The sequence below is a fragment of the Metabacillus sp. SLBN-84 genome, from assembly GCF_053629595.1.
In genome coordinates, this window is record NZ_JBRJIP010000005.1 from 43,751 (window position 1) to 58,150 (window position 14,400).

The following is a 14,400-nucleotide window of genomic DNA, read 5'->3' on the forward strand; positions in this document are numbered from 1 at the left end:
AGAAAGAATGAATTTTGCTGTTAAACCAGTCCTTACCGGAGAATTCGTCCAGTTGAGGCCGTTTCTTGTGGAAGAGGATATGCCTTATATAGAAGAGTGTTTAAAAGATCCTGTGGTACTGAAGTACACCGGCAGTGAAGCTGCCTATGACAAGAAAACAGTATATACATGGTATGCCTCAAGAAATGAGCAGTCCGACCGCCTTGATCTTGCCATCGTGGACAAGGCACGGCAAGTGCTTGTGGGAGAAGCGGTTGTTAATCTGTATAATGCCGAAGACCGCAGCATGAATTTCAGAATCCTGATCGGTGCGGGAGGAAGGGACCGCGGGCTCGGAACAGAAGCAACCCGGCTGATCATTGATTACATGTTTGAAAAAACAGATTTAAACAGTCTGACTCTGAGTGTGTTCGCTTTTAATCCCCGTGCAGTAAGAGTGTATGAAAAGTCGGGGTTTGAAACAGTAAGCATTGATAAAGATGAATTGAAGCACGACGGGAAATGGATTGATTCGATCAATATGATGCTGACAAGAGAAAACTGGGAGAAAAGAAGAGCATGAATCTCTTAAAACAAGTATAGATAAAAAAGGCATACCGCCTCTCCTTGAGCGGTATGCCTATTCCTTTGAAAACCTTTCCCAGGATTTCTGATATTCATTAAGCAGCTGTTTCCTGTTCAGCTGTCTGCCGACGTAAAGCTGGGTGGCTTCACCGAATTCCTCGCGGATTCCGACGGGGAAATCGAACCAGTTGGACGGAACGGCGCTGCCTTCTTTATAGGTTTGCAGGGTCTCTTCTGCAAGAGTACCGAGGTTCTCTGCTTTAATATGATCGAAGGCGGGAATGAATTTGAATTCTTCGGTCATGTACCGCTTTCCTTCTTCTGATGAGACCATCCAGTTCAAGAACTTTTTAGCTTCTTTTTTCTTTTCGGGACTGGACTGCTTGTTGACGGCCCAATAATTTGGAACACTCACAACGAGAGATTCCTTCACCGGTCTGTCGTTGATCGGAATGGGCATAAAGCCGATGTCCATATCCGGAGCAGCCTGATCAATCATCGGCTGGATCCAGTTTCCCTGCTGAATGACAGCTGCTTTGCCTGACGTGAAAAGGTCGACTTCCATTGCATAATCTGTTGTGAGCGGGTTGTCATTTCCGTACTGAAGAGTGAGGTCGAGCAGGTTGAGCAAGTCCTCAAAGTTTTGATTATTGCTGATTTTTTCTTTTCCGCTGTTCAGGTTTTGAATAAATGCTTCGGTGTTTTCCTGCTGGGCAAAAGCGATGTTCATGAGGTGATCACCGAGCTTCCAATCCTCATAATAGCCGGTTGCAAATGGAGTGACCCCAGAGTTTTTCAGTTTTTCTGCCGCAGCTCTTAGTTCAGATAGTGTTTCAGGAAGTTTCGCAACACCTGCTTTTTTGAAAAGGTCCCTGTTATAGATAAAACCATATCCCTCAAGGTTGACGGGCATGCCGTACACCTTTCCATTCCGTTTCATTGGAACCAGAGCTTCGGGGTAGGCGTCATTCACCCATGGTTCATTGGATAAATCCTCTAGATAGTCCTGCCACAGCCTGGCATTTTCATAGCCGGTGTTAGTGAAAATATCCGGTCCGCTGCCGGCTGCCATTTCCGCTTTTAAATCTGACAGATCATCCATGGCGCCGCCAACTGTATGCACACGAATCCTTACATGTGGATTTTCCCGTTCATAAGCCTTCGTCATTTCTTCGAACTGGGTGGAAACCTCTATCTTAGGGTTCCGCAGATCAAGTGTAATCTTTTCCTCTTTGACGTTCTGTTTTTCCGGCGCGGCATCGTTGTTGCATGCAGTAAGCAGCAGAAGAATTCCAATAAAATAAATAACCTTTTTCATTCAGCCGCTTCCTTTCTGAATTCAAATGGTGTCATTCCGACCATTTTTTTAAACAGCTTGGAAAAATAGATTTCATCCTGATAACCGAGCATGGTAGAGATGGAATAGATGGTTTTATCTGTTTCCCGCAGCCATTTTTTTGCCTGTTTGATCCGCAAATCCGTCATATATTTGGAAAGGGTCATTCCCGTTTCCTGCTTGAATTTCCTCGAAATATGCTCCCGGCTTAAAAAGAATACGTTCGACAGCTTTTCAAGGCTTAAATCCTCCATATAATAGGTATCCACATAGGACACGATATCTTCCATGCGGCGGGCAGCATCCAGTTCATCCAGCCGGTGGATTGATCTGAATTCCTGGTTTTCAAGTTTTTTCAGAAGCTCCTGAAAAGAGGATCTGATGTGTGCAAGGGAGATGGCTGACTCCCCCTCGACAAGTCTTACAGGGATGTCAAACTCTGAACTGATCCATTCTTCCGCTGTCAGCCACTGGTTCGGAGTGGTGATCACCAGACAGAGATTTAAGTCTGTCTGCAGGTGAAACGCATTTCCCAGTCTGCGGTTCATAAGTTCTTCTGACAGTTTTTGAATATAGGGTTCCGGCTGGTGCATCTGATAAAAAGAAAGCAGAGTCAGCTCATAGTCATCTGCTTCAGGAAGAAACTCGGCCAGACTTTCTGCGTCAGGCCTGTCGCCGTGACAGATGGAGGTTGCAACCTGGTTTCTTCTAAGTTTTTTCGCATCTTCCAGCACTTCGGCATGCTGAAAATCGTCTATCCAGGCCTGAACGGATTTTTCAAGCGTATGATTAAACGCTTCATATTCAATCGGCTTCAGCAGATAATCAAAGCTGCTGTGCTGGATCGCTTTGCGCATATAGGAATAATCATTATAGCCCGTAATAAAAACGACCTTCCCCGGATAAGAAATGGAATCGAGCCACTCAATAAGTTCCATGCCTGACATGCCGGGCATTTTAATATCTGTAAAAATCAGCTCCGGCTTTTCTTTTTCAATCCATTTTTTAGCTTCCTTGCCGTTGCCTGCCTCAAGCAATTGTGTAATTCCGTGCTTTTCCCATTCTCCCAGATGACGAATGACATCCCGCACATTAAACTCATCGTCAACAATCAGTGCCTTCACCTTGTTCAGCTCCCTTCTCCTGAGACCGGTATTTTCATCCGGACCGAAAATCCTTTTCCGTTCATTGAATCAACATGCAGCTGTGCGCCGGGTCCGTACCGGAGCAGGAGCCTGTCACGAATATTTTTCAAGCCGATATGTTCGGTTGAATAGGTTCCCTCAAATGGGGGCGTATAAATGTTGTTCCGCAATGTCTCAAGCTTGTCCTCTGTCAGTACGGGTCCGTCATTCTCCACCAAAAAATCAAGATGTCCGTCCTGAACGGAACCTTTAATAAGCAAATGAGCACTGCTGAATCCTTCCTCGTACGTGTGTTTGAAAAAGTTCTCGGCGAGCGGCTGCAGAATCATGCTTGGAATCGTCATGTCCAAAATGGTGTCGTCCATCTCGACTGAATAGCTCACTGAATCACCGAACCGTTCGGACTGCAGCGCAAGGTACGCTTTTGTATAGTCCACCTCGTCCCGGACCCGCACCCACTGATCTGCCTGCAGGGAGTAGCGCATCATTCTCGACAGTGAGGTGATCAGCTGATATACCTTTGGAGCCTTGGATCTAAGGGCAACCGCTCCGATCGACTGCAGGGCATTAAACAGGAAATGAGGATTGATCTGTGATTTCAGCGCCATGAACTGATTTTTTTTGTTCTCTATCTCAAGCTTATATTCCCGGTCAATATGGGTGTTGATCCGGTTCATCATATCCTTCATGTGAGACTCAAGGTGACCAATTTCATCATCCCGGCTGTCATCAAACGGAACATTTTCGTTTCCGCCTTCAATCGAGCGGACCTTTTGGCTCAGGCTTGCAATTGGGCGTGTAATCCGGTTTGAGATAACCGCAATCATTAAAAGGCCGAGCAGTCCCACGCCGATCCCTACGATAATATTCGTATAGGCTGTTTTCCTTACATCCTCATACAAAGCCTGACTGGAAGATTTTTTAATCAGCTGCCACCCTTTTAAGGACCCGGACAGCTCTTTAGAGAGAATAATATCCTGATTGTTTCCTTCAAGACGTTCCTTTTCTCCGTTTGGAAGGACTTCGCCAATCAGGGATCTGTCATTTGAATACATGACCCGGTTCTTTGAATCAAGCAGCAAAACAGAAGAATCATTGCCTTGTACAAGGTTATTGCAGATGCGCGCGTACTCTCCCATGTCGATATCAATTGAGATAACTCCGAGAAATTTTTTGGAGAGTACGTCTGTTATTTTGTGATGAAACGTCAGCACCACTGTTTTATCCGATTCCGGAACAATGGCTGCGTTGTTGTAGTTTATAAGCGCGTGGGGCGGATCAATGATGTAATTCAGATCAGATGCATACAGTTCTTTCACCGGACCCTGCTCGAGAAAATCCGGCTGGTATCTGCGCGTGCTGATCATGGCATTATACAGCGTAAACGATTCTTTATTTTTATCAATATAAAAACGCATTTGTCTGATTTCCTTTCTCATCAGATAAAAGGTTTCGAGACTTTTTTCCATTGTTTTCGGGCTGAAGTAGATAGAATCTTCAAATCCGTTGTTGAAGATCCTGAACAGGTCCGGATTACGGTAAAGAAGAGACGGGAAGTCAATCATCTCCTCAAAATACTGTTCGAGCTCCTCCGCATTTTCCTGCAGCTGCTCCCGGCTGTTTTCAAGCTCATACTGCTCGACACTGCTTTTTGTATATGTATAAATGAAAAAAACAGACAGAAAATACGGCAGCACAATGAATACCAGCAGCATAAGCAGCAGACGGCTTTGTATGCTTTTCACACGGGACGCTCCTTTCTGATTGTTCTTTCTGCATCCTGCCATCATATCAGACCCGCATTCCTGGTCAATCATACCGCGGCAGGATTTGAGAAGGCGTCATATCCTCCTATTTTTTGCAGGAAGGGTCAGGATTATGTTCCCGTTCCTGTATGAGGTGCAAACAAAATGAATGTCACTCTATTAACAGTCTCAGCTTGTCAAAAGAGAGAAAACAAAGTATATTTAATTGAGAATGATAATCAATCGTAATTGTGCAATCATAAATAGATAATTCATAAAGGGGATGAAGGGTGTGAAGAACCACGAATTGTTTGATGTAACAGTCATCGGAGGAGGTCCGGCGGGGCTGTATTCAGCTTTTTACAGCGGGCTTAGAGAAATGAAAACAAAAATTATTGAATTTCAGCCGATGCTTGGCGGAAAGGTTCACGTATATCCTGAAAAGATGATCTGGGATATAGGCGGAATGACCCCCATTACAGGTGCAAAATTAATTGATCAGCTCGTTAAGCAGGGGCTGACGTTTCAGCCGGAGGTCGTGCTGAATGAGAAAATCGTGTCCATTTCAAAAAATGAAGAGGGAATCTTCATACTGAAAGCGGCATCAGGCCGCACACATTTCTCCAAAACGGTTATTGCGGCAGTGGGAGGAGGGATACTGAATCCTCAGAAACTCGAAATTGAAGGGGCAGAGAGATTTGAAGTATCAAACCTGAATTACACAATTAAATCGTTAAAGCGCTTTAAAGATAAGACGGTCATTATTTCAGGGGGCGGGAATTCAGCGATAGACTGGGCGCTTGAACTTGAGCCGGTAGCAAAGAGCGTCTATGTTGTGTACCGAAAGGATGCGCTGAAAGGCCATGAAGCACAAGTATCCCAGCTCATGAACAGCAGAGCGGAGTGCCTTTTCCATACATCGATTACAAAGCTCCTCGCTTCTGATGATCACGAACGGATCGAGAAGGTAGAACTGACGAATCAGAAAACAGGGGAAACCTTCTTTCTCGATGTGGATGAAGTTGTGATTAACCATGGATATGAAAGGGATGCAACCCTGCTGCAAAACAGCAGCCTGAACATAGCTCTTGCTGAGGAGTTCTACATTGCCGGAAATGAATCAAGCGAATCATCTGTCGAAGGACTTTATGCAGCGGGAGACATTCTCATGCATGAAGGCAAACTGCATCTAATTGCGGGAGCTTTTCAAGATGCGGCAAACGCCGTGAACAAGGCAAAGCAGTACATACAGCCGGGAGCGCAAAAAGCAGCAATGGTTTCTTCTCATAATGAGGTGTTTAAAGAGCGGAACAGAGAGCTTGTGAGAGAGATGCTGGGCTAAAAGAAAAGAGGGAGGAGCTTTCTGATGAGGAGGGCTCTTTTTTTGCTGATAGCATTTAAAGCAACGGCAGATCGGCGATTGTCCTTTCAAACCTTCTCCCAATGTGCTCTGAAAGGTTATCCTTTGCCGTTTGCGTGATATTGTTAAGAAAAGATTAAATGTGTAAAAAGAAACAGGAATTTGTCGTTTTATTTCGAATGTGTATAGAGTTAAGCAACATGCCCGATAAAAGGTCCTAGGAGGATGAGAATGGCTCAAAATGAAATGATGCATCCGAAATTAAGCAAAGTGATTGAAAATATAGAGCACGTTATGGTCGGAAAGCGCGATGTTGCCGTGCTAAGCCTTGTGGCAATCCTTGCGGAAGGACATGTTCTTCTTGAAGATGTTCCCGGAGTCGGAAAAACGATGATGGTCAGATCTCTTGCCAAATCAGTGGGAGCAGATTTTAAGAGAATACAGTTCACGCCCGACTTGCTCCCTTCCGATGTCACAGGCGTATCCATCTACAATCCGAAAACCCTTGAGTTTGAATACCGTCCCGGTCCGATCATGGGCAACATTGTCCTTGCGGATGAAATCAACCGGACATCTCCTAAAACGCAGTCTGCTCTCCTTGAAGGAATGGAGGAGGCCAATGTCACGGTCGACGGGGTGACGAAATCACTCGGCAAGCCGTTTTTCGTAATGGCAACACAAAATCCCATTGAGTATGAAGGCACCTACCCTCTGCCTGAAGCACAGCTTGACCGGTTCCTTTTCAAAATCAGAATGGGATACCCCTCAGCAGGTGAAGAGCTTGAGATCCTGAACCTTGCGGAAAAAGAACGTCCGATTCACAAACTTGAACCTGTCATCACAAAAGAAGAACTTGTTAAGTTGCAGGGTGAAATCCAAACCGTGTATGTGGATGAAACGGTTAAGCGGTATATTATTGACCTCGTCACAAAAACACGCAAACATCCGTCCGTTTATTTAGGTGCAAGTCCCCGCGGGTCCATCGCTCTTATGAAAGCCGCGCAGGCATATGCCTTTTTATACGGCCGTGATTATGTCATTCCGGATGATATCCAGTTCCTCGCGCCTTACACCCTGCCTCACCGGATGATACTCAAGTCCGAAGCGAAATACGAAGGGAAGTCTGCCGGACAGCTGCTTACTGAAATCATTTCCAGGACACCAGTTCCTGTGCAAAGGTCGATGAGCCGTTAATGAAGAGCTTTTTTCTGAAAATCCGTTATGTCTGGAAGCTTGTCAGTCTGTTGTTTTTCACGGCGGTTACCTTTGCATATGCGATGTTTCAGGGGGGATTTGTCAGCTGGTTTCTTTTTTACAGCTTTCTGCCGATCTCCTTTTATTCGCTTCTTGTCGCCTTCTATCCGGTGCGGACGTTCCAGGTCACAAGGTCCATTAATCAGGAGCAGTTTTCAGTGGGAGAAAAGCTGATTGGGACAATAACAATTGAGCGTGCCTTCCCGTTTCCTCTGTTTTACCTGGTGGTGGAGGATGTACTGCCGGAGAAACTCTCCAAACTTAAGGAGCGACAGGAGCCGAAAAAGCTGCTGTATCCATGGTTTAAAAAGAAAATCACCATGAGCTACGAATTAAGCCGGATGCCAAGGGGCGAACACCGGTTTACACAGGTCCGAGTCAGAACCGGCGACTTGTTCGGGCTGATTGATAAAGAAGTGACATTCGATGCTGAAAACTACTTCCTCGTTTATCCGCATTCTGTTGATTTATCCTACAGGCAGAATGAAAAACAGTTTGAGCAGGGTGCAGCGAGTTCAAAAGCGAAGTTCTGGCAGGATACGACAATGGCTATCGGCATCAGGGATTACCAGCCGGGAGACAGGTTCTCCTGGATTGACTGGAAATCAACTGCGAGACGCGACCGCATCATGACAAAGGAATTTGAACAGATGCAGAGTCACGATGTTGTAGTGATGATGGACCGCTCGCCATCAGATGTATTTGAGGAAATCGTCACGTTCTCGGCATCCCTCGCTAAATCAATCATCAAAAGCGGTGCCAAACTTGGATTTGTTTCCATCGGAAGCGAAAAGTCCATTTTTTCCATTCAGGAGACGGAACAGCATCTTCAGCAAATCTACTATCACCTTGCAAAAACGGACTGCGACAGCGGGACATCGTTTGCGGAAATTGCAGAAACGGAGCTTCCTGTCTGGCAGTCTAAAAATGCGACCCCTCTGCTTGTCACATCCGCCTTATCTCTTGATTTGGTAAGAAAGCTTGAGCGCCTGGGATCGCGCAGCCATGCGGCGCTCGTCTTTCTTGTGAAAAAAGAGGGTGAACGGATAACAAGTGAAGAAAAAGTGATGATGGACCGGCTGATGAAACGGAAAATCATAACAAAAGCCGTCGGAGCGGGACGGTTTGAAGAAGCCTTTAAAGAGGTGAGCATGCTGTGAGTGAACAAATGGAAAAACAGACAGCGATTTTTATCTACTATGCCTTTGCCTTTCTTTTATTATGGGAGTGGCTCAGACCCCTTCAGGATTTTACGGAAACAGGAAATACCCTTGTCTTTGTTCTGTTTATCGGCATCAGCTTCTTTTTCATTTCAATCGGAGCCAAATGGTACACCGCTGCTGCTGTAAAAATTGTCTATATTCTGTTTGTGCAGCATCTTTTATTTTTTGAAGGATCTCTTTTGAACCCTTCCTGGGTCGGGACGTTTATAAATGATATTAGAGATAACATTGCTCTTATGATGAATGCGTCATGGATGGACATAACATCGCCATTCAGGACGCTGCTGTTCTTTGTCCTGCTTTGGCTGCTTGTGTACCTGATCAATTATTGGATCGTTGTCCAGAAGCGGATCATGTTCTTTTTTATCATCACGCTTGTTTATGTTACCGTTCTTGACACGTTCACAGAGTATGATGCAAGCATCGCCATTGTAAGAATTGTCGTGATTGGCTTTGTGCTGATTGGTCTTTTATATCTGGAAAGGCTGCGTATTCTTGAACGGATCAAGAGGGAGCGCTATATGACAGTCAAGTGGGTTCTGCCGCTTACTGCCTTGATCGGTTCTGCCGTTTTTATCGGAATCCTTGCCCCGAAAGCGGAGCCGCAGTGGCCGGATCCGGTTCCTTATTTGACGGCTTACGGAAGTCAGGATGAAGGACCGAATGGAGGAGTAAATAAAATTGGCTACGGCCCGAATGATGAACAGCTCGGGGGATCCTTTGTAGCAGACAATACCCCTGTTTTCACCGCTGTTGCTGAAGACCGTCACTACTGGAAAGTGGAGACAAAAGATGTTTACACAGGGAAGGGATGGGAACTGTCAGATCCTGAAGCGGATAATGTGCAGATGGATCCGGATGAAATCACTGTCCTTTCAACAGAAGAAGGGACAGAGACCGTTCCGATGACAGCCAGTGTGGAAATTGACCGCAGGTACAGATATGATCACATTATTTACCCTGCAGGCGTGCAGTCTGTCAGCCTTCCTGAGAATGCCGTTCTTGATGTGAACCCGGTTTCTGAACAGATGAGACCGCGCATTTCAGAAGACAGAGGCTACTTCCCGCCCGGCTCCTACGAAACGGCATACAATTTTCCTAACTTTAAAATTGACGAACTGCGGAAAGTCACAACAAATGCAGGACTCTCAGAAGAGGAGATTGCCCGGTATACACAGCTGCCTGAAGAGCTTCCGCAGCGTGTCCGCGATCTTGCGCTTAATCTGACGGAGAGCAACGGCAATTACTATGATAAGGCAAAATCAATTGAGACGTACTTGGGGGGTTCGCAGTTTTCCTATGAAACAACGGATGTTGCGGTTCCGAGAGGGGAAGAGGATTACGTTGACCAGTTCCTTTTTGAGACGTTTAAAGGCTACTGTGATAACTTCTCCACTTCCATGATCGTTCTGCTCCGTGCTGCGGATATTCCTGCCCGCTGGGTGAAAGGCTATTCAGACGGTTCCTTCGTCCAGAGTCTTGGAGGCAGCAAAAAAGAGTATACAGTGACAAACAATAATGCCCACTCCTGGGTTGAAGTTTATTTCAGCGGCATCGGCTGGGTGCCGTTTGAGCCGACGAAAAGCTTTACAAATCCCTATGATTTTACGTTTAACCTGAATACTTCCGAAACGCCTGAAGCCGAAACACCAGAACAAATAGAACCTGAGCGGGAGCCGGTTCCTGAAGATAGCCGGACGGAAAATTCAGGAGGAACATCAGAAAACCCTCTTCCGTTCAACATTCAGGTCGGCAGTACTGCTTTTTATCTCATTCTGGCAGCAGCTGCGGTCATTGCGTTTGTTCTATATAAAACAAGATTAAGATGGATGCCGTACGTTATCCTGTTCAAGTATAAGCACCGGAAGGACGAAAAGGTCTACGGTGAGGCCTACAATGCCCTTCTTAAACAGCTTGAACGATACGGTCTGAAGCGTCAGGACGGGCAGACCCTGCGTGATTATGCCCGTTATATCGACTCGTTTTTTGATATGCGGGATATGACCCAGCTGACGGCCAGCTACGAAAAATCGCTGTACAGGGGAGACAGTTCGAAAGAAGAATGGATAAAATCCATGAAGTTGTGGGAAAATTTAATTAAAAAGATAGCATCTTGACCGAATTGCGGGAGATTGTTAGAATAGGGAAAAATTAATAGTGCTTACCCTTCATATATCCTCGATAATATGGTTCGAGAGTCTCTACCGGATTGCCGCAAATAATCTGACTATGAAGGCAGAATATACACCTGTAAAAGCTGGAATTCTGCCTTCTTTTCTTTTTGGATTGGAAGGTATAGTTCCAGCTTTTTTTATGCCCAGTTTCTGAATCCTATTTTTATAGGGTATCTTTTAAATGAGGTGAACATCCGTGAACAACTTGCAAGATGAAATGGTAGTCGTATTGGATTTCGGAAGTCAGTACAACCAGCTGATTACGCGCAGAATCCGTGAGCTTGGCGTATACAGTGAGCTTCATCCCCACACTCTGACAGCAGAAGAGATCAAGGAAATGAACCCTAAAGGAATTATCCTTTCAGGCGGACCGAACAGTGTATACGGCGAAAATGCTTTCCGCTGCGATGAGCGGATTTTCGACCTGGGCATCCCGGTTTTTGGGATTTGCTACGGTATGCAGCTGATGACTCACTACCTTGGCGGGAAAGTAGAAGCTGCCAATCACCGTGAGTATGGAAAAGCAACATTGAACGTTCAAACAGAAACAGCCCTTTTCGCAGATCTTCCTAAACAGCAGATCGTGTGGATGAGCCACGGCGATCTTGTAGCTGATATCCCGAATGACTTTATCGTTGATGCAACAAGCCCGTCATGTCCGTTTGCTGCAATCAGCAACGAGGAAAGACGTCTTTACGGCGTTCAGTTCCATCCGGAAGTGCGCCATTCAGAATTCGGAAACGATATGCTCCGCAATTTCGTATTCGGAGTGTGCGGATGCAGCGGCGAGTGGTCCATCGAAAGCTTTATTGAGCTTGAACTTCAAAAGATCCGCGATGAAGTCGGCGACAAAAAAGTGCTTTGTGCACTGAGCGGCGGCGTAGATTCTTCTGTTGTAGCCGTACTTATTCATAAGGCGATCGGTGATCAGCTGACATGTATCTTTGTTGACCACGGACTTCTCCGTAAAGATGAAGCTGACGGTGTAATGAAGACTTTCAGCGAAGGCTTTAACATGAATGTCATTAAAGTGGATGCAAAAGACCGCTTCATGGAAAAACTCCGCGGAGTATCCGACCCTGAGCAAAAACGCAAAATCATCGGCAATGAGTTTATTTATGTATTTGATGATGAGGCAACGAAGCTTGAAGGCATCGAATTCCTTGCGCAGGGTACGCTTTACACAGATATTATCGAGAGCGGAACGGCAACAGCTCAAACAATTAAATCTCATCATAACGTAGGCGGACTGCCGGAGGACATGCAGTTCAAACTGATTGAGCCGCTTAACACTCTATTCAAGGATGAAGTGCGCGCGCTTGGTTCAGAGCTTGGCATTCCTGATGCAATCGTTTGGCGCCAGCCTTTCCCGGGTCCTGGACTTGGTATTCGCGTATTGGGTGAGATCTCAGAAGAAAAACTTGAGATTGTTCGTGAATCAGATGCAATCCTTCGTGAAGAAATCGCAAAAGCAGGTCTTGAGCGTGATGTATGGCAGTACTTCACCGTTCTCCCTGATATCCGCAGTGTAGGTGTTATGGGGGATGCAAGAACGTATGACTACACAATCGGCATCCGTGCCGTAACGTCAATCGACGGCATGACCTCTGACTGGGCACGTATTCCTTGGGAGGTTCTCGAGATCATCTCTACTCGCATTGTAAATGAAGTAAAACACATAAACCGCGTAGTTTATGACATCACGAGCAAGCCGCCAGCAACAATTGAGTGGGAATAAACGAACAAAAACGAACATTTTATATAAAATGTTCGTTTTTTTTTGTTGACGACTTTATGCCTATGCTGATAAGATAGACCTATCAAAAATATTGTCTAAATACGTCGTATAAAGTTGGGGATATGGCCCAAAAGTTTCTACCAAGCTGCCGTAAAGAGCTTGACTACGAGGTGTTATATAGTTCGGTGCATTCGGATAACTCTAACATGTGCCAACCTGTCTAATATCCATGTCGTCAAGCGCTCCTCTGCAGCAGGAGCGCTTTTTTGCACTTATCTGTTTGTTTATACACGGGCCCCCGGCACGGCGTTAAGATACAGGAGGATTTAACATGAAAAAGTATTTTCAGTTTGAAGAGCTTGGCACGAACTACCGCCGCGAGTTTATCGGCGGACTTACAACGTTCCTTTCTATGGCTTACATCCTGTTCGTCAATCCGCTGACACTTTCTCTGGCGTCAGTGCCTGATTTTCCGAATGAATTAAGAATGGATCAGGGAGCTGTGTTTACGGCAACTGCTCTTGCTGCGGCAATTGGATCTCTTTTAATGGGGCTCATAGCCAGGTATCCGATAGCACTTGCTCCGGGAATGGGGCTGAACGCATTCTTCGCCTTTACAGTTGTTCTTACAATGGGCATCCCTTGGCAGACAGCATTGTCCGGCGTTCTTGTTTCGGGTCTGATCTTTATCGTTTTAACAACGTCAGGTCTCCGCGAAAAAATCATTAATTCAATCCCGGAGGAACTAAAGTACGCTGTTGGAGCCGGTATTGGATTGTTTATTACTTTCGTAGGTTTTCAGAATGCAGGAATCATAACAAATAATGATGCTGTGCTTGTAGGACTCGGCAATTTAAAAGACGGAAACGCATTGCTTGCGATTTTCGGAGTGTTTGTGACTGTGATCTTTATGGTTAAGCGAATCAACGGCGGAATTTTCTACGGAATGATCCTTACGGCGATTGTGGGAATGATCTTTCAATTAATCGACGTTCCAACACAGGTGGTTGGAGCTGTTCCGAGTCTTGAGCCGACATTCGGTGCTGCTTTTGCAAATCTGGATCAATTGTTCACTCTTCAAATGCTTGTAGTTATTCTGACTTTCCTTTTTGCAGATTTCTTTGATACAGCCGGAACGCTTGTAGCGGTAGCTAACCAGGCTGGTCTTATTAAAGAAAACAAACTTCCTAGAGCAAGCAAAGCGCTTTTCGCGGACTCTGCTGCAACAGTTATCGGATCGATTTTAGGTACATCAACAACGACTTCCTACATTGAATCATCTGCAGGAGTTGCTGCAGGTGCGAGAACGGGATTTGCATCCGTCGTTACAGCCGGGCTGTTCCTGCTCGCCTTGTTCTTCTCGCCGCTGCTCGGTGTCATCACAGCGCCGGTAACAGCACCTGCACTTATTATAGTAGGAATTCTCATGGTTTCATCTCTCGGAAAAATTGACTGGAACAAGTTTGAGATTGCTGTACCGGCATTCCTGACCATCATTGCCATGCCGCTCACGTACAGCATTGCAACAGGAATCGCGATTGGATTTATCTTCTATCCGGTAACAATGATTGTGAAAGGAAAGGCGAAAGAGATCCATCCGATCATGTATGGATTGTTCATCATCTTTATCCTCTACTTTGTCTTTTTGGCAGGATAATAGAATAGAAGTAAAAAAGAGGTGCTCCGGCATCTCTTTTTTTATTGACTTTACCTGCGGGTGTTGGTATATTAACTCTTGTGCTTTTTAAGAGAAAGGCGCGGAGCTGAAAAATACCACTAAAAAAACGTTGACGCATCAAAGTTATCGTGGTATATTAATATCTGTTGTCGCGAACGAATGACAACACAGCTTCTAAAAAAA

10 protein-coding genes and 2 riboswitches are annotated in these 14,400 nt (G+C 45.5%); of the genes, 7 read left to right on the plus strand and 3 right to left on the minus strand.

The window, feature by feature from the left end; genetic code table 11:
* Window positions 1–7 precede the first annotated feature (7 nt).
* A complete protein-coding gene (locus tag RKD52_RS21375) occupies window positions 8–562 on the plus strand; it encodes a GNAT family N-acetyltransferase (protein ID WP_454101408.1) in 555 nt (184 codons plus the stop codon).
* Between the two features lie 57 nt (window positions 563–619).
* Here RKD52_RS21375 and RKD52_RS21380 read toward each other — a convergent pair whose 3' ends face one another.
* From RKD52_RS21380 to RKD52_RS21390, 3 genes are read right to left on the minus strand one after another with little or no spacing between them, the layout of a single operon-like run.
* On the minus strand, window positions 620–1,882 hold the full coding sequence (locus RKD52_RS21380; protein WP_454101409.1) for an ABC transporter substrate-binding protein: 1,263 nt from the start codon (window positions 1,880–1,882) through the stop codon (window positions 620–622).
* The gene (locus tag RKD52_RS21385; protein ID WP_454101410.1) at window positions 1,879–3,024 is read right to left on the minus strand and encodes a response regulator transcription factor; all 1,146 of its coding nucleotides are present in this window, start codon (window positions 3,022–3,024) and stop codon (window positions 1,879–1,881) included. Before RKD52_RS21385 ends, RKD52_RS21380 begins: the two co-directional genes overlap by 4 nt.
* A 5-nt stretch (window positions 3,025–3,029) precedes the next feature.
* Complete coding sequence (locus RKD52_RS21390) at window positions 3,030–4,790, minus strand: cache domain-containing sensor histidine kinase (RefSeq protein ID WP_454101411.1); 1,761 nt, start codon at window positions 4,788–4,790, stop codon at window positions 3,030–3,032.
* 292 nt (window positions 4,791–5,082) lie between these two features.
* On the opposite strand from RKD52_RS21390, the gene RKD52_RS21395 reads away from it, so the two are divergent.
* The 6 genes from RKD52_RS21395 (at window position 5,083) to RKD52_RS21420 (ending at window position 14,196) form a co-directional block, all read left to right on the plus strand.
* Window positions 5,083–6,132 (plus strand): NAD(P)/FAD-dependent oxidoreductase, encoded by a 1,050-nt coding sequence (locus RKD52_RS21395; protein WP_454101412.1) that lies wholly within the window; start codon window positions 5,083–5,085, stop codon window positions 6,130–6,132.
* A 249-nt stretch (window positions 6,133–6,381) separates the two neighbouring features.
* A complete protein-coding gene (locus tag RKD52_RS21400; protein WP_369736094.1) occupies window positions 6,382–7,344 on the plus strand; it encodes an AAA family ATPase in 963 nt (320 codons plus the stop codon).
* Window positions 7,344–8,564: a DUF58 domain-containing protein gene (locus tag RKD52_RS21405; protein WP_454101413.1), complete on the plus strand. Its 1,221-nt coding sequence runs from the start codon at window positions 7,344–7,346 to the stop codon at window positions 8,562–8,564. Before RKD52_RS21400 ends, RKD52_RS21405 begins: the two co-directional genes overlap by 1 nt.
* The gene (locus RKD52_RS21410; protein ID WP_454101414.1) at window positions 8,561–10,744 is read left to right on the plus strand and encodes a transglutaminase TgpA family protein; all 2,184 of its coding nucleotides are present in this window, start codon (window positions 8,561–8,563) and stop codon (window positions 10,742–10,744) included. Before RKD52_RS21405 ends, RKD52_RS21410 begins: the two co-directional genes overlap by 4 nt.
* 31 nt (window positions 10,745–10,775) lie before the next feature.
* A riboswitch (purine riboswitch) is annotated at window positions 10,776–10,877 on the plus strand.
* Window positions 10,878–11,018: 141 nt separating this feature from the next.
* The gene (guaA, locus tag RKD52_RS21415) at window positions 11,019–12,539 is read left to right on the plus strand and encodes a glutamine-hydrolyzing GMP synthase (RefSeq protein ID WP_454101415.1); all 1,521 of its coding nucleotides are present in this window, start codon (window positions 11,019–11,021) and stop codon (window positions 12,537–12,539) included.
* Between the two features lie 84 nt (window positions 12,540–12,623).
* A riboswitch (purine riboswitch) is annotated at window positions 12,624–12,725 on the plus strand.
* 145 nt (window positions 12,726–12,870) lie between these two features.
* A complete protein-coding gene (locus tag RKD52_RS21420; RefSeq protein ID WP_369736097.1) occupies window positions 12,871–14,196 on the plus strand; it encodes an NCS2 family permease in 1,326 nt (441 codons plus the stop codon).
* Window positions 14,197–14,400 lie beyond the last annotated feature (204 nt).